Here is a 20,234-nt window from a genome sequence, read left to right on the forward strand (position 1 = left end):
CATATCTGACACGTTCGGAATACGTGTAGCTATTGGTCGGCCCGAATCGCGGTAGGTGGAGTATTACTTCTAGGGGAAGTACTTACCACGTGGAAGTTGCTACTAGCGATTATGAGCACGTCGGTCAAGGTAACGGATCAGACGAAAGACTGGCTCGAGGAGCTACAGGCTGAAATTCGCCTCGAGACGGGCCGAAACGTCACCCAGCAGGAACTGCTCGAGCGGATCGTCGCGGAAACGTACGAGTCGAAAGACGAACTGTTCGACTCGTTTCGCGACGAGTTCGAACCGCTCACCGACGAAGAGATCGACCAGTGGATGGCCGGGACGTCCGACTGGGGCGTCGAAACGACAGAAGAAGAGATCGACGAGGTACTGTACGGAGAATGAGTCTCTTCGTCGACACGGGCGTATTCGTCGCCCTACAGAACGAACGGGACGAACATCACGATGCGGCACGATCGGCCCTGGAAACGGCGTTTAAGGGAGAGTTTGGCGCATTGTACACGAGCGATTACGTATACGACGAGACAGTGACGGTCGTTCGTCGTCGAACCGGAAGCCACCGAGAGGCGTGCACCGTCGGGGATCGCATCGCGGGACGGAAATCGTATCCGGACCGAATCGAGCTCCTGTCCGTCTCGAGTGACCTGTTCGAACGGACGATCGACGCGTTCGACCGGTACGACGACCACGCGCTCAGCTTCACCGACGCGAGTATCGTTGCGACCGTCAGAACACAGAACATCGACGCCGTCCTCAGCTTCGACGACGACTTCGACGGGATCGTCGACCGCGTCGATCCCGCGTCCGTCTAGGCCGTCGCCTCTGCCTCGAGTCCGGCCCGCTCTTTCGCGTCGATCGCCTCGACGATGAGTTCGGCGACGTCGACGATCTCGATGTCGTCTTCGAAGCCGCCGGTCTTGCGGCCGTCCTCATACATCGTCATGCACATCGGGCAGGCGACGACGAACTTCTCGACGGCCGCGCCGGCGTCGGTGTCCTCGAGGGCCTCCCGGAGGCGTTCCTCGCTGGGTTTGGGATCTTCGTCGAAGTCCATCCAGAGGCCGCCGCCACCGCCGCCACAGCAGAACGAATCGGCGCGATTGCGCGGCATCTCGTCGAGTTCACAGCCCGTCGCCCGGATGAGTTCGCGAGGTGCCTCGTACTCGTCGTTGTACCGGCCCAGATGGCAGGGGTCGTGGTAGGTGACCGTGTAGTCGAGTTCCGTGCCCGAGAGCGCGAGTTTGCCCTCGGCGACGAGTTCCTCGACGGCCTGGGTCCAGTGGAGCACGTCGACCTCGCCGTCTTCGTTCCAGTACTCGTCGTACTCGAAGGGCATCATCGGGTCGTCGGCGAACTCCTCGAAGTCGACCTCCGGGTACTCGTTCTTGAAGGTGTTGTAGGAGTGTGGGTCCGTACAGACGATCTTGTCGAACTCGCAGGCCTCGAAGGACTCGACATGGTGGCCGGCGAGTTCGAGGTAGAGGAACTCCTCGCCCACCCGCCGGACGTCGTTGCCGTCGTACTTCTCGTCCTCGAAGAGGATGCCGAAGCTGACGTCGGCCTCCTGGAGGATCGTCGCCAGCGAGCGGGCGACCTTCTTGTTGCGCTCGTCGTAGCTCGGGTAGTCGCCGACGTACCAGAGGTACTCGACTTCTTCCTCACGGGCGTCAGTGAGGTCAAAGTCGAGGTCGTCGGCCCAGTCGGCGCGGTTGCGCGGGGCGTCGCCGAAGGTGTTGCCGTTTTGCATGACGTTCTGGAAGACGTCCTGCATGTTCGGCGAGATGTCACCCTGATCCGTGAGCTGGCGGTTGAGCCGGGTGAAGGACTTGAGGTGTTCGATCTCGACGGGACAGGCGTCCATGCAGGCCATACAGGCCATACACGACTCCATCGTCTCGCTGTCGATGACCGACGTGCCGCCGTCGGCGACGATCGGCTGTTCCTCGCCGCCGGCGTCGAGCGATTCCCGGTAGCTCTTCAGGTCGAGGATGACGTCGCGGGGATCGAGCGGCCGATCCGACGCCTTCGCGGGACAGACCGACGAACAGCGACCGCACTTGGTACAGGCGTCCTGGTCGAGCAGTTCCTTCCAGGTGAAATCAGCGATGGACTCGGCGTTCGTGGCGTCGAGGTCCGACGGGACGCCGGGGAGGCGCGCGCCCGCCTTCTCGTCGCGCGTGACGACGTTCGCGAACGACGAGAGCATGTGGAACGGTTTGGCGTAGGGGATCCACGCGACGAAAAACAACGCGAAAAGCGAGTGCGACCACCACGCCCACCGGTGTAACGTCGCGGCGGCTTCGGTCGTGATCCCAGCCGCCTCGAGGGTCATCGCGATCCCCCAGCCGACGAAGCTGACGGTCTCGAACTCGGGGTAGCCGTTCCCGAGGATGCGCAGTCCCTCGAGGAGGAAGCCGCCGACGCTCAGTAGAAAGAGCGTCCAGACGAAGAGGGCGTCCTCGCCGGAGGTGTGGCGTCCCCAGAGGCGGTCGTTCTGGACCCAGTAGCGACGGTAGAGCGCCATCCCGACGCCGATCACGAACAGCAGTCCCATCGCGTCGACGGCGAACTGGTAGCCAAGGTAGAAGTCGCCGACGAAAAACGAGTCCTGGCCGAGCGCCTTGGTCCAGACGTCCATGTCGAACGCCAGAATCGTCGTCGCCATCAGCAGGGTGAGAAAGCCCCAGAGGATAAACGAGTGCATCAACCCGCCGTAGAGGTCGCGGTTGAACTGCTTCTCGTTCGAGAGGACGATCTTCGTCGCCGTGAGGACCCGGTTCCCGAAGTCGTCGAGTCGGTCGAACCAGTCGTCGTCGCCGTCGGCGTATCGTGCGAAACGTGTATAGACACCGTAGAGGAAGACGACGATGGCGACCGCGGCGAGATAGTAAAACAGTATCTCTTCGACGCCGCCGAGACCCCAGAAGGTCTCACGAGTCGGCGTCTCCCCTGTCTGTGCGACACCTATCATGTACTATGACCCGGAGTGAGGTGACTTAACTCTTGTCACAACGATTCAGATGTACCCCGGTGCCGTCCGTCGAGAATCGTATCGAAGTTGTGAGTTTATAGCAGCGGTCGCACGCAAGGATTCCAGTCGGACGTACGTCGTTCGCCGCCGAGCCACAATATCGGTTATGATACTGCTGGACAACACGGTTCAGACATCGATCGCACTCGAGACGCTGTCGCCAGCGGCGACAGACGGCGAGACGCGATCGAGTATTCACTGACTGTTGTCCAGCAGTATGACGTGTCCCGACGCAACCACACGGTAGGTCGTGGGTGCGTCGGAGATGAGCCACAACCGTCGGTAATAGTGAGCGTTTCCCGACGCTATCTGGCAACAGGCTTAAATAGCCGCCCATCGCCAGTGTCCATCCATGAACGAGAAAACCGAGGAGCTCCGAGATATCTTCACCAGCGTCGCCGACGAGGACACCGTCACCGAATCCCAGGAAGACACCCGTGGTTCGCTCGAGAAAGACGACCGGACCGTCGACGAGCGACTCGAGAGCGTCGTCGCGAGAATGCGCGAACGGTACGAGTTCGAGACGCCGCTCGAGGACGACGAGCTGGTCGCCATCGCAAAGCGGTTCTACGAGGGACGCGACGACGGCGAGATCGCCGACGAACTCGGCATCGACGAGTCGACGGTCTTCGAGGCCCGAATGGCGCTTCACCTCGTGAGCGACGACGACGCCGACGAGGTCGACCTGGTCGCGATCCGCGAGCGCGACGAAGACGACGCCACGCTCGCCGCGGAGTACGGTGTCGACGAGGGAACGATCCGTCGATACCGTCGCGTCGCCGCGGCAAAAGACGAGTCGCGAGCGGCAAACGACAGGTACCGCGACGAGTTCGACAGCATTCTCGCCGACGCCGACCTCTCGACGCAGATCGCAAAGGACGTCCGCGAGGACGGACTCGAGGACGCGACCGAGGGGATGGAAACCGACGTCTCGTTCTGATACTGCCGGTCGTACCTGACCCTCGGTGCACCCTGCGGACAGGTCGTAGGTGCGCCAAAACTACCGTACGATCGGCGTTGCGAGGGTTTTTATCGGAAGGCAGGGCCAGACCCCCTCGTGACGCACGTCTCCTTCAGCGACCTCCGGACGGCGGCGTACTGTCCCCGAAAGCTCTACTACGCCCGCCAGGACGACGACCGCGGTGGACCACCCGCCGTCGACGCCATCCGCGACCTCGCGTTTCGGTACGACGACCTCCTCGAGTCGGCTGACCCCACCCTCGCAGCCGAACCGATCGCCGTCGGTCCAGCGACCTACCGCGAGCGCCTCGAGACGGCCCGCGATCGACTCGAGGAACGAGATCGCTGGGCGACGCTGTGCGAGCCCGAAACGCGGGACCTGCTGGCGATGGGACGGCACTGTCGCGGCGTCGTCCACAAGGTGCTCGCCGACCCGCTCGAGCCGTCGCTGCTCTCGCCGGGTCGACCGCCAGCGCGTGGCGTCTGGGAACCCCACTCGGTCCACGCCGTCGCGGCGGCGAAGGCCCTGGCGTGGGAACGCGAGACGGCAGTCGAGACCGCCGTCGTCGAGTACCCAGCCTACGGCGTAATTCGGCGAATCGACCTCACGACGCGACGAAAGGCGTCGTATCGCCGCACGCTTCGAACCGTCAGGAGCCTCGACGGACCGCCGCCGCGCGTGCGAAACCGCTCGAAGTGTGAGTCCTGTGCGTACGCCGAAACGTGTGGCGTGCGGACCCGAACGCTGCGGTCGCTGCTCGGGTTCGGCTGACGGCCAGCGGCCGAAACCGAGACTGGCAGTGTCAGTGCTCTTCGAGCCAGCGTTCGATCTCGTCGGCCATTGCCCCACGGCGGTGGATCTCGTCGCTCGAGACGTCGACGACGGTGCTCTCGGGGACGGCCGCCTGCTCACCCAGTTGTGGCTGTCGGGGCAACGCGGGCAGGTCGTCGACGTCCTCGACGACGACGGCCGCCCGTTCGACGATCTCGGGGTCGAGGTCGTCGACGGTTCGCGCGCTCTCCCGGCCGCTCACGTTCGCGCTCGTGGCCGTGACCGGCGTTCCGGCCCGCTCGAGTAGCATGAGCGCGAGCTGGTGGTCCGGGACCCGGACGCCGACCCGGTCGCGGCCGGCGGTGAGCGCGGACGGGACGGCGTCGCGACGACGACAGAGCACCGTGACGGGGCCGGGGAGGAACGTCGCCATGAACTGCCGTTCGCGGTCGGTCGCACGGACGTACTCGAGTGCCGCCGGGACCGACGGCACTGCGAACGAAATCGGCTTCGAGCGGTCCCGTCCTTTCGCGTCGAAGACGCGTTCGACTGCGTCGGGGTTCGTGGCGTCGGCGCCGAGTCCGTAGACGGTCTCCGTGGGGTAGACGACCAGTTCGCCGGCCCGGATCGCGTCCGCCGCACGCGCGAGTGTTTCCATCAGTCGCAAGTCGGGCGGTGGCGGGCAAAAACGTACCGCGTCTCGAGTCTGGAGACGACGATCAGGCCGACTCGAGCGTGGCCTCGATCTCGTCGTACGCGAGGAACTCGGGCCACTCGGTGGTCACCCAGGCGTCTTCGACGACGCGGTCCTCGTCGACGACGAAGATCGCGAGGCGAGGTTCGCTCACGCCGGTCATGTCGTCCAGGTCGTGGGCGATGCCGTACGCGTCGGCGACCTCGTTGGTCGGATCGGCGAAGAGCGCGAACGGGAGGTCGCGGTCGTCGATGAACCGGGAGTGGACGTACGGCGTCGAGATCGTGACGCCGACGACGGTCGCGTCGTACTCGTCCCAGCCGCGATCGCGTAGTTCGTCCCAGGTGTACTGTGCGAGAAACGTGCCGTCCATCGGCGTGAACACGAGGACGACGCGACCGTCGGCGGTGAGCTCCGAGAGCGAGCGATCCTCCCAGAACTCGTCGGTGACCAGCGGCCGGGTGAAGTCGGGAACCTCGTCGCCGGGTTCGGGGTGGTCCGCCGGGCCGAGGTCGACGACGTCGAACTCCATCAGTGCTCACCTCCGTCCGCGGCGGCGACGTCGGCGTCCGACGTGATCTCGTCTCCGTAGGTTGCCTCCAGGTACTCGGCGATGTTCGCGCTCTCGGCCATCGTGGCGCCGGTCCGGTCGTCGACGACGACGGGGACAGTTCGGACACCGGCGACGCGTTTGACGACGTTCCGTCGCGAGTGCAACGGTTCGACGAATCGCGACCGGTAGGAGAGGTCGTACTCCTCGAGCAGGCGGGCGACGCGTTCGCAAAACGGACAGCCCTGCAGTCGGTAGAACGTGATCTGCGGGTCGGTCGTCTCGCTCATACACGTTCGTTCGAAAAGCGGCCGGGTAAACGTGTCGTCGGCGGCATCTGGAGCACGAAAAGCGGAAAACGTTAATCGGCAGGGTGACAAACGTCGGGCAGTCAATGCTGCAGTCTCCGCTCCTCGAGGCGATGTTAGCCGCGTACGAGGTCCCCACAACGGGATTCGAGGTCACCCAGTCGACGGTGACGATCGCGGGAGTGATAGCGGTGGCCGTGTTGATCGCGCTCTCGGCGTTTTTCTCTTCGTCCGAGATCGCGATGTTCTCGCTGCCGAAACACCGTATCGAGGGGATGGTCGAGGAAGGCGTCGCGGGCGCAAAGCGGGTCAAAGCGCTCAACGACGATCCCCACCGTCTGCTGGTGACGATCCTGGTTGGGAACAACCTCGTCAACATCGCGATGTCGTCGATCGCGACGGCACTGCTGAGTATCTACTTCGGCGGACTGCTCGGGGTCGTCCTGGCGACGTTCGGCATCACGGCCGTCGTCTTGCTGTTCGGCGAGAGCGCCCCCAAGTCCTACGCCGTCGAGAACACCGAGTCGTGGGCGTTACGGGTCGCCAGGCCGCTGAAGGCGACGGAGTATCTCCTCTATCCGCTCATCGCGCTGTTCGATTACCTCACCAGGCAGGTCAACCGGCTCACCGGCTCGACGAGCGCGATCGAGACGCCGTACGTCACCCGCGACGAGATCCAGGACATGATCGAGACGGGCGAGCGCGAGGGCGTCCTCGAGGAAGAAGAACACGAGATGCTCCAGCGCATCTTCCGGTTCAACAACAGCATCGTCAAGGAGGTGATGACGCCGCGACTGGACATGACGGCGGTGCCGAAAGACGCCACCATCGACGAGGCGATCGAGACCTGTATCCAGAGCGGCCACGCCCGGATCCCCGTCTACGAGGGCAGCCTCGACAACGTCCAGGGGGTCGTCCACATTCGCGACCTCGTGCGCGATCTCAACTACGGCGAGACCCAGAACCTCGAACTCGAGGACCTCATCCAGCCGACGCTGCACGTCCCCGAGTCGAAAAACGTCGACGAGTTGCTCAGCGAGATGCGGGAAAACCGGATGCACATGGTGATCGTCATCGACGAATTCGGCACCACCGAGGGGCTGGTGACGATGGAAGACATGATCGAGGAGATCGTCGGCGAGATCCTGGAGGGCGGCGAGGAAGAGCCCATCGAGGAGATCGACGAGGACACCGTCATCGTCCGCGGCGAGGTCAACATCGAGGACGTCAACGAGGCCCTCGAGATCGACCTCCCCGAAGGCGAGGAGTTCGAGACGATCGCCGGCTTCATCTTCAACCGCGCGGGTCGGCTCGTCGAAGAGGGCGAGGAGATCACCTACGACGGCGTCCGCATCACCGTCGAGGAAGTCGAGAACACCCGGATCATGCGCGCACGGTTGACGAAACTCGAGGAACAGACGGTGACCGGAAACGGCGACGACGCCGGCGAAGAGTAATTATCGCTCGGCGACGAGCGCCTGTAGTTCGCGAGCGACCGCAGCAGGAACGACGAGGCGTCGCGGCCCTGGTACGTACGTGCCGTCGGGCTGGGCGTACTCGAGCGTGAGCAACGCCGTGTCGCCGACGCTTCGGACGGAGACGTCGTCGACGAGTTCGAGGTCGACGACTTCCTCGGGGTCGTAGAGACGGAGCCGTCGCTGCTCGCAGTCGAGTTCGCCGACCGACTCGAGGGCGGTCGCGAGGACGATCGCGACGAACGCGAACGGAATCGTCAGTGCCGCCAGACCGTGACCGAGACCACCGCCGACGCCGCGAGCGAGGACGAGGATGACCACTGCCATCACGATCGCACCGATCGTCGAATCCCGGACGCGATCGAGTCCACCGCCGGCGTTCGAGAACGGAAGCCGTCGGCGCAGAAACTCGAGGCGGCCCGTGGTTCGGCTGACGGCCGCGACGGCGACGATCGCGACCGCGACGAGCGTGGCCACGACGACGGATTCGGTCTGTCCGAGCAGCAAGAACAGCCGCGCGGCGACGATGAGGACGATCGCAGCGAGGAAGGTACCGGTTCCGAGCGCCCACAGCACGCGAACGGTCCGGGAGTTCGAGGCGTCACGTCGCCACTGAACCGTTCGGGAGTTTCCCATGGGGCAACCTGGCATTCCACCGGGTAAAGTCGGTTCGGTCTCGTCGGCCGACGGTCAGAACAGCAGAGCGTCGACGACCGTATAGCCCGCGTAGCCGACGCCGAGCGCGATCGCGAGCGAGAGGACCCACGCGAGGACGGTGTAGCCCATCTTGCGGACGCTGACGCCGCCGCCGTCATCCGACGCGGCGTACCCGCTACCGATGATCGCGCTGACGATGATCTCGTTGAACGAGACGGGGATGCCATAGAGGACGGCGGTCTGGGCGATCGCGAAAGAGGGGATGAGCGCGGCGATCGATCGGCGCGGGCCGAGCGAGGAGTAGTCCTGTGCGATCGCCTTGATCATCCGCGGTGCGCCGGTCCACGAGCCGGCGAGCAGTCCGAACCCGCCGCCGACGAGCAGGGCGAAAAGCGGCAACTCGAGGTCGGTCGACAGCGGGATCAGCGGGCCGATCGCCAGGCCGACCTGACTCCCGCCGGCCGAGAAAGCGACCAGCGCCCCGAGGACGAGCAGGAAGTGTCGCTCCCCGGCCTCGACGTCCCGCCGGAGGTCGACCGCGAGGACGAGCGCCCAGAGCGCCGCCACGAGCGCCGTCACGGCGATCACGCCGACCGTCCGCGAGCCTGGAAGCGCGTCGCTCGCCGCGACTGCGATCGACGCACCACTTCCCTCGGGACCGAGCACGGCGAACTCGACGTTCGCGACGAGCACGCCGACGATCGCGGCGAATGCGAGAATCAGGTACCGTTCCGGGACGGGTTCGATTCGCAGGAGGCGGGCGATCGAATAGGCGATCCCACCACCGACAAAGGGCGTCAGCACCCAGAGGGCGGCGATTTCCTGGTACTTCGCCCACGCGGGATCGCCACCCATCGCCAGCCCGACGCCGATCACGGCACCCGTGACGGTAAACGCCGTCGCGATCGGATACCCCGCGAAGACGCCGGTCGCAACCAGGATCGCGGCGATCGTCAGCCCGAGCGTGGCGGCGACAGGCGACAGCGTCACGCCACCGATCAGTTCCTGTCCGACCGCCTCGGAGACGTTTGCCCCCTGCATGACCGCGCCCGCAAAGCCGAGGATGCCGACGAAGAACCCGGCCCGCATCACCGAAATCGCGTTCGCGCCGACTGCGGGAGCGAACGGCGTCGATCCGCTCGAGCCGGCCCCGATCGACCAGGCCATAAAGAGACTCGCTACCGCGGCAACGGCGAACGTTCCAAACGTCGCGACGTCGACCATCTACGAGTGGCTACTTGCGGCCCCTACAAGTGTGTGCCGGCCTACCGTCGCGATCGACGACCGTCATCCGTTCCGCGTCGACTTCGAGTTGTCCTCGGCTTCTGGCGGAGGTTCGGCACCCTCGATCGCTTCGGCTGCCTCTGTGTCTTTCTCGACTTCGATGTGCCAGCGGTCGACCTCGTCTTCGTACTCGGCGAGTGTGTCCGAGACCTCGTCTTTGAGGTCGTCGTCGTTGACGTTTACCTCGAAGACGAACTCCTCGCCGTTCCCCCGGCTGGACTGCTGGATGTTGGCGCTGACGAGGTCGTTGTCGAAGTAGTACGGTGCCAGTTGCGTCATCACGCGCTGGTAGACCGTGTCCTCGACGCGCCGCAGCGCCTTGCGACCGGCCGAGTCCGCAGCGCGTGCGACGTAGTCGATCGACTCCGACCACTTGCCGACGGCACCTTCGGCGTCGTCCTCCTCGAGAGCCTCGTAGGACTCCGAGAGCTTCTCGCCTGCGGTCTTGATGTCCTCGTCCGGATCTTTGCCGGCCTTCTCGCCTTTGCCTTCCTCGACGCTGGCTTGCTCGGCCGTCTTCTCGCTTACGTCGGCATCGAGCGTTTCGTGGGACTTGGGACGCCACTCCTCCCACTCCTCGAACGCACGGGCAAACCGGGCGTCGTAGGCCGCATCTGGGTCGTCGACGCCACTGTCTCGAAGCGCGCGCGTGATCCGCTCGCCGTGCTCGACGACGTCGCCCCAGTCACCGCGAACCCTGAATCCCGAGATGCTCTCTTCCATTCGGCTGGTCGGGTGGTATGCGGTCGGCCGGTATAAACTTCTCCGACGACCCAAAAATGAGGGATACCGTTTCAGTAGAACTGCTGGCCGGAGCCTTGCATCTGCTGGCCGCCCATCGACTGCATCCCCTGCGTACGCTGCCCGCCAGTCGGCTGTGTCTCCTGCCCGACGGTCTGTAACACCGTCTCGCAGGAGTCGATCGCGCGGTCGATCGCCGAGATCGTCTCGGTGATATGTGGGTGCTGTTGCTCGTGTTGCTCGAGTTCGGGCAAGCCCTCGATCGCGGTGCGGACGAACAGGTCCGCGAGTTCGGGACCGAACGGCGAATCGCGCGCGATAAATCGCTCGTTGATCTCGGCCAGTTCGGAGACGTCGTGACAGACCCGGGCGCAATCGGCGAGCTGTGGCCCCGCCGTGGCGCACTCTCTTGCACACCACTCGGCGACGTGGGCCACGTGGTTCAGGTCCTCGAGGGCGATGCGAAGTTCGTTCGAGAGGTGGTCTTCGAACTGTGCGGTGGGCTGTCGACCGGCCATTCGCTGGCCGAACTGTTGACCGCCCATCTGCTGGCCCTGTCCATATTGCTGTGTCGACTGGCCCATCGACCCGCGCCGCGTCGGCTGCTGACCGTATTCACGCTCCATCGGCTGCTGCTGAGTTGGCTGATGCTGGTGCTGTTGACTCATTACGATCACTGCCCGTTGGATGGGGCGACGGGAGCTACGGTGATCGGTCGAATAAAGCGGCACAACCGTTACGACGATTTCGAACGACGAATTCCGACGTTGTCGCCACAGCCGTCGGCCGTTGCCCGAGGCGGAAGCGATGTCGCTCCGAGGGCTCGAGGACGAAAACGACCGATTACCGGCCGTAGACGAGCGAGAAGACGGTCTCGTCGAGCCGGCGCTTGAGCCGTCCCAGCCAGACGGCGACGAACGCGGTCCGGCGCATCGTCTCGTCGCGAAGTTCGATCCGCTCGCCGTCGAAGGGGTTTCGGCCCCCCTCGTCGTCGCCTTCGTCGACAGCGTCGACGACGGTCGTAACGCTGCACCGGCCGCAGGCTTCTGTTCTATCCGCCATGATCATTCCTACGGGTTCGATCGGAAAGAAGGTTCGGGCTCGACAGTGGATATAAATCGATCCAGTCGCTGAGTACGGACATGAACGACGACACGAGTGATCCGGTGACAGTCGACTCGACGCACGAGCACGAGTGTCAGACGTGCCCGCCGTCGCTCGAGGAAGCGACGCAACTCGAGGGACGGACCGACCGCAGCTCATGAGCGACTCGACGCCGGCATCCGACCGCGACCCGGACGACGAACGCGGACAGCTCGATCTGCCCGAGTGGGACGACGAGTACATAGAGCGGGTCTGTGGCCGCCTCGTTCACAACTACGACCTCGAGAAGGATCGGAAGGTCGGGGGGGAGCGATTTACGATGTACGGACGGATGGAACTGCACAGCCAGAAACACGTCCTGCATCCGGCGCTGTCCTTTGGCCATCACGAGACACACGAGCACCTGTTCGTCACGCGCACGGATCGCGTCGACGACGCGACGCTCGATCGGCTCGTCGACCTCGGCCACGAGCTCGCCGACGAGTGGATCGACCCGGACGAGGAGCACTTCAGCACGGACTTTACGTTCGTCGTGATCGCGCCGACGATTCCCGACGAGGTCGCCGAGCGCGTCGAGTCGTTCCGCGATCGGAGCATGCTGAAGTACGGCTTCCACGGTCACTACGAGATCAACCTCGTCGTCGTCGCACCCGAGACCGAAGAACTCGCCGCGAGCGAGGAAGCGACCGTCGGGGCGGCGTTTCGACTCTGGGAGCCGATAGAATCGGAAAAACCGGGCGTCCTCCGATCGATCGCCCGGCGGTTACAGCGGTAGCGTCGCTAGTCGTCGTTCGGACCGGGTTCGCCGCCGTCGGCGGCGACCGCGTCGCCGGTTCCCCGGACCGTCTGGATGTTCTCGTAGCCGATCTTGAACAGCGACAGCGCGAGGAAGATGAGCGTCGCGATGATGACGACCTGCACGACGGCGGAGACCTGCCCGAGCAGCGTCGTCTCGGCCTCGGCGGTGATGCCGAGGAGTCGACCGCCGATGACCTGGTAGGCGCCGACCCACGTCAGGCCGCTGAGCGTGATGACCGCCATCAGCGCCATCGGGCCGCCGGTGGACATGAGCTGTTTCGACTCGTCCCAGTTGGCGATCCAGATGGTGCCGGTCAGCAGGGCGAGCGACGCCAGCAGCTGGTTCGCACCGCCGAACAGCGTCCAGAGGTCTTCCCACCGGCCGCTTCCGAGCAGGAAGAACGCCACGACGGCGATGACGGTCGTGTTGACGTAGCGGTTGGCCGCGTACTCCTGGGCGGTCGTCTCCGGCGTGCCGACGATCTCCTCCATCATGTACCGACCGAGACGGACCGCGGTGTCCATGCTCGTCAGCAGGAAGCTCGCGAGCACGAGCGCCATAAACGGCGCGCCGTAGGACATCGGAACGCCGAGTCCGGTGAGGATCGCGCCGCCGCCCGTCGCGAAGTTGGGCAACGCGAGGCCGATGCCGCCGGTCGCCTCCGGCAGCGCGACGATCACGACGGTAGAGAGTGCGACCGCCGCGAGCAGTCCCTCACCGAGCATTCCGCCGTACCCGATGAGTTTGGCGTCGGACTCCCTGTTTAGCTGCTTCGCCGTCGTCCCCGACGAGACCAGCGAGTGGAAGCCGCTGATCGTCCCGCAGGCGATCGTGACGAAAAGCAGTGGGAAAAGCGGCATGAGCGGCAGCGACTCGGCGACCGGGCCACCCTGACCGAAAAAGCCGTACCAGGCGCCGGTCGCGATCTCGAAGTCGAGCGGTGCGCCGGTGTCCGGGTGCGTCGCGTCCATGCCGGTAAAGAACGTGCCGACGATGACCGCGAGCAGTCCGCCGCCGACACCCGTATACAGCAGGAACGACGACAGGTAGTCACGCGGCTGGAGCAGCATCCACACCGGGAGGATACTGGCCAGCGCACCGTAGACGAGGATCGTCACGACCCAGGCGCCGATATTGGTGCTCTCGAGCAGCGCCGGCACGAACGCCGGATCGCCGCTCAACAGGACGATCGTTCCCTCGGGGTACTCGCCCGGCATGATCGCGAGCGGGTACTGGATGCCGACCCAGACCGACGCGAACACGCCGGCGACGAAGATCACCGTCCCGATCGAGAACGGCAGGTTCAGCTGGTACAGCCAGAACCCGAACAGGAACGCGAGCGTGACGTAGATGAGACTCGAGGTCGCCGCCTGCGGGTACGCGTTGAACACGACGCCGATGACGAGTGCGAACACCGCCACGACGAGGATGATCAACAGGAACGCGAACCACAGCAGCATGTTCTTGCCGCGCTCACCCACGTACTCGCCGATGATGTAGCCGATCGACTTCCCCTCGTGACGAAGGCTGCTCGACAGCGAGATGAAGTCGTGGACCGCGCCGAGGATCGGATTTCCGATCGCGACCCACAGCACGGCCGGCACCCAGCCCCAGACGAGCGCGGCCGTGATCGGGCCGACGATGGGTGCGCCGCCCGCGATACTCGAGTAGTGATGCCCCAGTAGAACCGGCTTTTTCGCCGGAACGTACTCCTGACCGTCCTGGTACTTGTGCGCCGGTGTCTCACGCGAGTCGTCGAGGTCGACGAATTCGGCGAGGTACCGCCCGTACCCGACGTACGCGACGGAAAACGTCACCAGTACCAGTGCAACGATCCAGATTACTCCTGCCATAGTGTTACCCTGTCACACTTCTGGGGCGGGTCCACTATAAATGTATTCAAGAATCGTTGTGATTCGAGCGGAGTTCGACCAGTTTTTCGTATTTTTACCAACCTGAAGTGGTGAGAATCATAACAGTCGCTGGATTCTCGCCGTCGCAGTCGCCGGTCAGGATCGCGACTCGGCGACGCCGTCGGCCGGCGCGACGTCGACCTCGAGTTCGGCGGCGACCTCGTCGAGAATGGTTCCGCGAACCTCCTCGACGCGTGTCTCGATCGTCGCCACGACGGGGACGTCGAAGTCGGCGTCGATCCGCTCCAGGCGCTCGCGTTCGGTCTGGACGCGCTGGCGGAGGAATCGTGCGCCACGGCCCTCCTCGTCCGGATCGGGTTCGGGCGTAAGGCGGTTGACGACCAGTCCCGCGACGGGGAGGTCGGCTTCCGCGAGCGTCTCGACCGATCGCTCGGTCTCGCGGATCGAGAGTTCGTCGGGGTTCAACACGAGGTAAAACGAGGCGTCGTCGCGGAGCACCTCGCCGGCAAACTCGAAGCGTTCCTTGCGTTCCTGGAGGCGCGCGAGGATCGGATCGCCCTCCATCATGCGGCGGGGTTCCATATCACCGATCGCGGCCTTCTCGAAGAGGTCGATGCTTCGCTCGCGTTTGTGCATCAGCCGCTCGATCCATCGCTCGAGGAGGTCCGGCAGGGAGAGCAGGCGGAGCGTACTCCCCGTCGGCGAGGTGTCGAAGACGACCCGGTCGTACGGGTCGGCGTCGCGCATCACCTCGACGAAGCGGTCGAACAGCGCAGCCTCGTAGGCGCCCGGCGTCTGGTGGGCCATCTCGAGCTGGACGTCGACCTCGTTGACCATCGCCGGACTCAGCTGCGAACCAAGCTGGCGCTTGAGGTCCATCAGGTGATCCTGGACCTCCTGTTCCGGGTCGATCTCCATCAACGAGAGGCCGTCGTACCCCTCGACGGGACGGGGTTCGTCGTCGAACTGCTGGTCGAACACGTCTGAGGTGCTGTGGGCGGGGTCAGTCGAGACGAGCAGCGTCTCGAGACCGGCGTCGACGCACTCGAGTGCGTACGCGCTCGAGACGGTCGTCTTGCCGACACCGCCCTTGCCACCGAAGAAGACGAATCGTGCCATCAGAAGTGATACTGCTGGCCCTTGCGTTCGACGAGCGAGTCGCGGTCCCACATCCGGCGTTCCCAGGCCTCGAACTCCTCGGAGAGGTACGGCAGCAGTTCCGCCGTGTAGTACGAGACGGGGCTGGGAATGCCGAAGGCATCGGGGAAACAGGCGAGCATGAACGCGTCTTCCAGGTCTTCGGCTTCCTTCTCGATTTTCTCGTATGCAGGATGCGTGATCATCCCGTGGTAGAGCCCACGGAGCCACTCTTCGACGACGTCGCGAAACGTCGCGATCCTGTCTGCCAGCGTCATACACGTTGCTACGCAACCGGGCGGGAAAAAGCGTGTCGGCGACGTATCGGCCGGACGGTACCCGTCGCGTTCCGCTGACGACGACACTAAGTACGACAGATCGATTGGTAGAGATATGCACGACGACCGCGTTCCCGTCACCATCGTCAGCGGCGCGCTGGGAGCGGGAAAGACGACGCTTCTCAATCACTTACTCGAGAACAACGAGGGGCGTTCGATCGCAGTGCTCGTCAACGACATGGGCGAAATCAACGTCGACGCCGAGTTGCTCCAGGCGGGGACGGAACTCGATCCCACCGGCGGCGTCGCCGAACTCTCGAACGGCTGTATCTGCTGTGAGCGTCAGGACGACCTCGAGACCGAGGTCGCGCGTCTCGCGAGCGATCGCGAGTTCGACTACCTCGTCGTCGAGGCGTCGGGTATCAGCGAACCCGCGCCGATCGCCCGGCTGTTTACCACCGAGTCGCGCGCGGCGGCGCTGTACGAGGTCGACACGACGGTGACGGTCGTCGACGGCCGGGCCTTTCTCGAGACGGTCGATCCCGAGGAACCGCTCGAGCGCGAGACCGCGCCGGGTGCCGAGGACCGGCCGCTGTCGGACCTGCTGATCGAGCAGGTCGAGTTCTGCGACGTCGTCGTCCTCAACAAGTGCGACCTGCTCACCGAAAGCGAGTGCGAGCGCGTCGAGGCGCTGATCGGCGCGCTCCAGCCGACTGCGTCGATCGTTCGGACGACCCACAGCGAGGTCGACCCCGACGAGTTGCTCGAGACGGGACGGTTCGATCCGAACCAGGCACAGGACGCCGCGGGGTGGAAGCAGGCACTCGAGCACGAGCAGGATCACGGCGAGCACTGCGAGCACGACCACGATCACGACCATCGCAACCCCGAGGACGTCTACGGCGTCACCTCCGTATCCTACCGGCGCGAGCGCCCGTTCCATCCGGAACGGTTCCGGTCGTTTCTCGCCTCGGTGCCGCCGAACGTCGTCCGCGCGAAAGGACGGTTCTGGGTCGCCGGTCGCGAAGAACCGGTGCTCGTGTTGAACGTCGCCGGTCCGTCGATCCGCGTCGACGTGTCCGGGCGCTGGATCGCGAGTCTCCCCGAGCCACAGCGCGACCTCTACCGTGACAACCGGCCGACGGACCACTGGGACCCCGAGTGGGGCGACCGCGAGAGCAGACTGGTGTTCATCGGCACCGACGTCGCGGAGACGGGGTTGATCGAGGCGCTCGACGACTGCCTGTTGACCGACGCGGAGATGGACGACGACTGGTCGAGCTACGAGAACGAGTTCCCCGAACGGGACGGCGAGACGCTGGTCGTCGAGTGATACCGTCCGCTGTAGGGGTGTCATAAGCGTCTCTCACACCGACTCTGTAGGCACCCTGATTCGATCAGTACAGGTGTTACAGTGACTGATAACGATGGCTGTGAGTCTGTCCCGCCGCAACCGCGAACTATCTTGCGGTTGCGTCGGCAACCAGTCACAGCCACTATTATGAGACACGCTTGTTTCATCGAATGTTCTCCAGAATATCCTGCTGAATGTACAATTGATTCGGCATTCGCATTCACTTACCCAAGAAATTCTGCGGGTAGTCTCTCAAGATAGCTTCAGGAGTGAATCGGAAAAAACATGGCTGACGGTAATTAACCTATAGAGATATGTCGCCTCCAAAACCGTTCTTTACGTCTCCGTCGGAGGAACTCAATACGGCTCAGATCCTTGATGAAGCGCTCCCCCTTGCAAAACTTATCGGGGCCGTCGTTATAGTCGCTTTTCTTCCAATCCTGGCTCTTCAATTAATTGAATTTGTCGTAGAATTCTCCATATTGAGACTCGTATTCGTGCTCGCAGCACAATTTATCCTCGCAGTTGGCAGTGGGATTGTTTTTCTGTACATCATTATCCGTGCGAACCAACTTCTCGACGAGCTAAATTAGAACTACATATTAACACGATGGGAACACTTCTGTGACAACCGCTCTGCTGTAAGTAATACTGCCGGACAGCACGGTTCAGCCGTCGATGTCACTCGAGACGCTCTCGCCGGCGACGACAGCCGTCGAGACGCGATCGAGGACATCCTGGATGTCATCCTGATGGAATCAGGTCGCCAGGACGAGCGCACCGGTGAGTCCGAGCAGGGCGACGACGCCCACGAAGATGGCGTACAGCAGCCGTCGAACTCTGAGCGCCACGGGAACTTCGTCGCGCAGTTCGGGCTGGGCAGACAGGACGTACCGATAGTAGGCGACGACGACGACGCCGGCGGTAAGCGTTATCGACACGGCGACGGCCGGGGCGAGGGGGACGCCCCACTCGAGGAGAAAGGGCGGTCCCCAGCCGATCAGGATCGGGATCGAGAGCAGTGAGACGACGAGAAACGGAACCGGGTCGACGGCCGTCCCGTCGTCGTTGCGGAGTCGAAAGCGCATGGGTGGCTCGCACGTATCGACGGCCTCGAGCAATATAGCCACGGAGGCTGTCTATGAAAGCCGTCGGCCGGCGAGACAGACCAGAATCGCGATCGGTCCAGCGACGGGCAAAGCAGTTATTCGGACGGAGCATAAACGTCGACGTAATGTCTGTCTCCGAGGGGGTCTCCTCGTCGAAAGGCGATCCGCGCGTGCTGTTCGTACTGAACGCCATCCTCTCGGCGGCGTTCGCCAGTATCGTCCTCTCGCTGCTCGAGTTCGCCGACCTCGTCTCGTTCACGTGGCTCCGGTTTGCCGTGTTGACGATCCTGCTCATGGTCGTCACCTACGTCGTGACTCACTAGCGGTCGAAGGACACTCGAGGCGCGGTCAGCACGCACAGCCGGCCGAGTCGGGCGAGCGCTCGAACCGCATCGACTCGCCACACTCGGGACAGGACGGGCGGTCCGCGTCGGACGCCGGCGCCTCGTCGACGGGACGGCGGATCGCACAGTCGTCACACCAGTACGCGCCGCCGGCGCTCGAGCGACGCTCCGGTTCGATCGCGCCGAACGCCTCGCGGATAGTGTTAACTATTCCCATATTCCAACGAGGGACGCCAGGATCAAAACGGTATCCCCGGCCGTGCACGACGCGCACACGAGAGCAGGGCTCGAGACAGTTACTCCCGGACAAAGTCAGTGAATACTCGATCGCGTCTCGACGGCTGTCGTCGCTGACGACAGCGTCTCGAGTGCGATCGATGTCTGATACGGTTTACTGTCAGTCATTACCGGTGTACCCGCGACCGTCCTGCGGGTACACCGGCACACAGTGACAATAATCCGTATGAACCGTTTTGTCCGGCAGTAAGTATCACTCGAGGTCGGCCGCGAGCCGTTCGAGTGCCCGCTCGAGTTCGCTTCGTCGTTTCCAGGCGGCGATCCGATCGGTCAGCGCCGCCGGCCACAGTCCCATGTGTACCGTCGACTGGACGGTGACGCGGGTACCCTCGTCTTCGGGTTCGCAGGTGAGCGTCGTCTCCATGACCTCGAGTGGTCCCTCCTCCCCTTCCTGTTCGTAGTAGAAGCCGTTGTCGAGGCGTTCGAATCGGAACGTGAGCTCGAGGGTGGCCGTCCCGGCGGTTACGAGCCAGTCGTCCTCGCGCTCTCGAACGTCCCTGACAGTGAAACTTCCCTCGTACTCGACGATCGTCTCGGGCGTGAGATGACGGTCGACTGCGTCTGGTGGGGCTCGGACGAACCTGGACGACTCGACAGTTTGCACCGATGACGATTCGTGTATCGACACCTTATACTCCCCGGAGACCACCAGTTCGAACGAAAATGACGATCGAAGACCGGGACGAGGCACATCTCGTCACGCACGCGCTGGCCAAACACACTCTCTCGCAGTTGCGAGACGTCGAGACCGAACAGGTCAGTTTCCGGAAAGGGCTCGTCAAACTCGGGCGCATCTGTGGCTACGAGATCATCGATGGGCGAATGGAGACGGAGTACGTCGAGATCGAGACGCCACTCGAGGAGACGATGGGCGAGCGCGTCAAGGGACTGGACAACGTGGTCATCATCAACGTGTTGCGGGCGGCGACGCCGTTCGTCGAGGGGCTGCTCAAGGCGTTCCCGCGGGCGCGCCAGGGTGTCATCAGCGCGAGCAGAAACGAGGAGGCGGGACGCGACGAGGATGGGTCGTTCCCGATCACGGTCGACTACGTCAAACTGCCCGAGATCACCGAGGAGGACACGGTGATCGTCGCCGACCCGATGCTCGCGACCGGGAGCACGATGTGTACGGTGTTAGATCACGTCATCGAGAACTCCGCCGACCCCGAGCACCTGATCGTTCTCTCGGCGGTCTCGGCACCTGAAGGGCTGCTCCGCGTCGGCGAGGCGTTCCCCGACGTCGACCTGCTGACCGTCGCGATCGACGACCGCCTCGACGACGACGGCTTCATCGTCCCGGGTCTGGGCGACGCCGGCGACCGCGCGTTCCGGACGACCTGACGCAGCCGTCTGCTGCCCTCGCGGTCACCGCACCGCGTCGAACCGGCGAGTCGATCTTCCAGGTCGGAACCCGCTCACTTCGCGTCGAAACCGGCAGACTGCGGCGAGTCGTTAGCCGA

The 20,234-nt window shown here is 64.0% G+C and carries 26 protein-coding genes; 11 read left to right on the forward strand and 15 right to left on the reverse strand.

The genetic code is table 11. From position 1 onward, the window contains the following. The first annotated feature begins 111 nt into the window (after positions 1-111). Both MU558_RS06490 and MU558_RS06495 read left to right on the forward strand, forming a co-directional pair. A complete protein-coding gene (locus MU558_RS06490; protein WP_246973078.1) occupies positions 112-390 on the forward strand; it encodes a hypothetical protein in 279 nt (92 codons plus the stop codon). After that, the gene (locus tag MU558_RS06495; protein WP_246973080.1) at positions 387-818 is read left to right on the forward strand and encodes a type II toxin-antitoxin system VapC family toxin; all 432 of its coding nucleotides are present in this window, start codon (positions 387-389) and stop codon (positions 816-818) included. Before MU558_RS06490 ends, MU558_RS06495 begins: the two co-directional genes overlap by 4 nt. Here MU558_RS06495 and MU558_RS06500 read toward each other — a convergent pair. Beyond that, positions 815-2,977 carry a heterodisulfide reductase-related iron-sulfur binding cluster gene (locus MU558_RS06500; RefSeq protein WP_246973083.1) on the reverse strand — a complete coding sequence of 721 codons (2,163 nt, stop codon included), beginning with the start codon at positions 2,975-2,977 and terminating at the stop codon, positions 815-817. The genes MU558_RS06495 and MU558_RS06500 overlap by 4 nt on opposite strands. Before the next feature lie 412 nt (positions 2,978-3,389). Here MU558_RS06500 and MU558_RS06505 point away from each other — a divergent pair, with 412 nt between their 5' ends. Continuing rightward, positions 3,390-3,977 carry a conditioned medium-induced protein 4 gene (locus tag MU558_RS06505; protein ID WP_246973085.1) on the forward strand — a complete coding sequence of 196 codons (588 nt, stop codon included), beginning with the start codon at positions 3,390-3,392 and terminating at the stop codon, positions 3,975-3,977. A gap of 117 nt (positions 3,978-4,094) precedes the next feature. Continuing rightward, positions 4,095-4,769 carry a CRISPR-associated protein Cas4 gene (locus tag MU558_RS06510; RefSeq protein ID WP_246973089.1) on the forward strand — a complete coding sequence of 225 codons (675 nt, stop codon included), beginning with the start codon at positions 4,095-4,097 and terminating at the stop codon, positions 4,767-4,769. 31 nt (positions 4,770-4,800) lie between these two features. Here the strand turns inward: MU558_RS06510 and MU558_RS06515 are convergent, their stop codons facing one another. From MU558_RS06515 to MU558_RS06525, 3 genes are all read right to left on the reverse strand, one after another. Beyond that, complete coding sequence (locus MU558_RS06515) at positions 4,801-5,427, reverse strand: L-threonylcarbamoyladenylate synthase (protein WP_246973092.1); 627 nt, start codon at positions 5,425-5,427, stop codon at positions 4,801-4,803. Between the two features lie 61 nt (positions 5,428-5,488). Continuing rightward, the gene (locus tag MU558_RS06520) at positions 5,489-5,998 is read right to left on the reverse strand and encodes a peroxiredoxin family protein (protein ID WP_246974846.1); all 510 of its coding nucleotides are present in this window, start codon (positions 5,996-5,998) and stop codon (positions 5,489-5,491) included. Further along, on the reverse strand, positions 5,995-6,303 hold the full coding sequence (locus tag MU558_RS06525) for a glutaredoxin family protein (RefSeq protein ID WP_246973094.1): 309 nt from the start codon (positions 6,301-6,303) through the stop codon (positions 5,995-5,997). The genes MU558_RS06520 and MU558_RS06525 overlap by 4 nt, the downstream gene beginning before the upstream one ends. 104 nt (positions 6,304-6,407) lie before the next feature. On the opposite strand from MU558_RS06525, the gene MU558_RS06530 reads away from it, so the two are divergent. Further along, the gene (locus MU558_RS06530) at positions 6,408-7,778 is read left to right on the forward strand and encodes a hemolysin family protein (protein WP_246973096.1); all 1,371 of its coding nucleotides are present in this window, start codon (positions 6,408-6,410) and stop codon (positions 7,776-7,778) included. Here MU558_RS06530 and MU558_RS06535 read toward each other — a convergent pair whose 3' ends face one another. From MU558_RS06535 to MU558_RS06555, 5 genes are all read right to left on the reverse strand, one after another. Beyond that, positions 7,779-8,432 carry a hypothetical protein gene (locus MU558_RS06535; RefSeq protein ID WP_246973098.1) on the reverse strand — a complete coding sequence of 218 codons (654 nt, stop codon included), beginning with the start codon at positions 8,430-8,432 and terminating at the stop codon, positions 7,779-7,781. A 54-nt stretch (positions 8,433-8,486) separates the two neighbouring features. After that, positions 8,487-9,677 (reverse strand): inorganic phosphate transporter, encoded by a 1,191-nt coding sequence (locus MU558_RS06540; RefSeq protein ID WP_246973100.1) that lies wholly within the window; start codon positions 9,675-9,677, stop codon positions 8,487-8,489. A gap of 63 nt (positions 9,678-9,740) precedes the next feature. Beyond that, entirely contained in the window at positions 9,741-10,460 is a 720-nt protein-coding gene (locus MU558_RS06545; RefSeq protein ID WP_246973110.1) for a DUF5828 family protein, read from the reverse strand. Between the two features lie 71 nt (positions 10,461-10,531). Further along, on the reverse strand, positions 10,532-11,062 hold the full coding sequence (locus MU558_RS06550) for a four-helix bundle copper-binding protein (RefSeq protein WP_322987038.1): 531 nt from the start codon (positions 11,060-11,062) through the stop codon (positions 10,532-10,534). 259 nt (positions 11,063-11,321) lie between these two features. Beyond that, on the reverse strand, positions 11,322-11,540 hold the full coding sequence (locus tag MU558_RS06555) for a DUF8007 family protein (protein ID WP_246973112.1): 219 nt from the start codon (positions 11,538-11,540) through the stop codon (positions 11,322-11,324). Between the two features lie 80 nt (positions 11,541-11,620). Between MU558_RS06555 and MU558_RS23140 the strand changes: the two genes are divergently transcribed. Then, positions 11,621-11,743: a hypothetical protein gene (locus tag MU558_RS23140; protein ID WP_265781575.1), complete on the forward strand. Its 123-nt coding sequence runs from the start codon at positions 11,621-11,623 to the stop codon at positions 11,741-11,743. Next, entirely contained in the window at positions 11,740-12,357 is a 618-nt protein-coding gene (locus MU558_RS06560) for a DUF8052 family protein (RefSeq protein WP_246973114.1), read from the forward strand. Before MU558_RS23140 ends, MU558_RS06560 begins: the two co-directional genes overlap by 4 nt. A 5-nt stretch (positions 12,358-12,362) precedes the next feature. Here the strand turns inward: MU558_RS06560 and MU558_RS06565 are convergent, their stop codons facing one another. The 3 genes from MU558_RS06565 to MU558_RS06575 form a co-directional block, all read right to left on the reverse strand. Continuing rightward, positions 12,363-14,234 (reverse strand): carbon starvation CstA family protein, encoded by a 1,872-nt coding sequence (locus tag MU558_RS06565; RefSeq protein WP_246973117.1) that lies wholly within the window; start codon positions 14,232-14,234, stop codon positions 12,363-12,365. 156 nt (positions 14,235-14,390) lie between these two features. Then, entirely contained in the window at positions 14,391-15,374 is a 984-nt protein-coding gene (locus tag MU558_RS06570) for an ArsA family ATPase (RefSeq protein ID WP_246973120.1), read from the reverse strand. Continuing rightward, entirely contained in the window at positions 15,374-15,670 is a 297-nt protein-coding gene (locus MU558_RS06575; protein ID WP_246973121.1) for a DUF7990 family protein, read from the reverse strand. Before MU558_RS06575 ends, MU558_RS06570 begins: the two co-directional genes overlap by 1 nt. 115 nt (positions 15,671-15,785) lie before the next feature. Here MU558_RS06575 and MU558_RS06580 point away from each other — a divergent pair, with 115 nt between their 5' ends. Both MU558_RS06580 and MU558_RS06585 read left to right on the forward strand, forming a co-directional pair. Continuing rightward, the gene (locus MU558_RS06580) at positions 15,786-17,003 is read left to right on the forward strand and encodes a CobW family GTP-binding protein (RefSeq protein WP_246973123.1); all 1,218 of its coding nucleotides are present in this window, start codon (positions 15,786-15,788) and stop codon (positions 17,001-17,003) included. A gap of 335 nt (positions 17,004-17,338) precedes the next feature. Further along, positions 17,339-17,617, forward strand: a complete 279-nt coding sequence (locus MU558_RS06585) for a hypothetical protein (RefSeq protein WP_246973125.1) — start codon at positions 17,339-17,341, stop codon at positions 17,615-17,617. 165 nt (positions 17,618-17,782) lie between these two features. Here MU558_RS06585 and MU558_RS06590 read toward each other — a convergent pair whose 3' ends face one another. After that, positions 17,783-18,112 (reverse strand): hypothetical protein, encoded by a 330-nt coding sequence (locus MU558_RS06590; RefSeq protein WP_246973127.1) that lies wholly within the window; start codon positions 18,110-18,112, stop codon positions 17,783-17,785. Positions 18,113-18,258: 146 nt separating this feature from the next. Here MU558_RS06590 and MU558_RS06595 point away from each other — a divergent pair, with 146 nt between their 5' ends. Beyond that, a complete protein-coding gene (locus MU558_RS06595) occupies positions 18,259-18,456 on the forward strand; it encodes a DUF8107 family protein (RefSeq protein WP_246973129.1) in 198 nt (65 codons plus the stop codon). Between the two features lie 25 nt (positions 18,457-18,481). On the opposite strand, the gene MU558_RS06600 is transcribed toward MU558_RS06595, so the two are convergent. Together MU558_RS06600 and MU558_RS06605 are read right to left on the reverse strand one after the other, a co-directional pair. Next, positions 18,482-18,694, reverse strand: coding sequence for a hypothetical protein (locus MU558_RS06600; RefSeq protein WP_246973132.1), 213 nt, complete (start codon positions 18,692-18,694; stop codon positions 18,482-18,484). A gap of 273 nt (positions 18,695-18,967) precedes the next feature. Beyond that, positions 18,968-19,378: an SRPBCC family protein gene (locus MU558_RS06605; RefSeq protein WP_246973134.1), complete on the reverse strand. Its 411-nt coding sequence runs from the start codon at positions 19,376-19,378 to the stop codon at positions 18,968-18,970. Positions 19,379-19,437: 59 nt separating this feature from the next. On the opposite strand from MU558_RS06605, the gene upp reads away from it, so the two are divergent. After that, positions 19,438-20,115: a uracil phosphoribosyltransferase gene (gene upp / locus MU558_RS06610; protein ID WP_246973136.1), complete on the forward strand. Its 678-nt coding sequence runs from the start codon at positions 19,438-19,440 to the stop codon at positions 20,113-20,115. Positions 20,116-20,234 lie beyond the last annotated feature (119 nt).

The organism is Natribaculum luteum (assembly GCF_023008545.1).
Lineage (GTDB): Archaea > Halobacteriota > Halobacteria > Halobacteriales > Natrialbaceae > Natribaculum > Natribaculum luteum.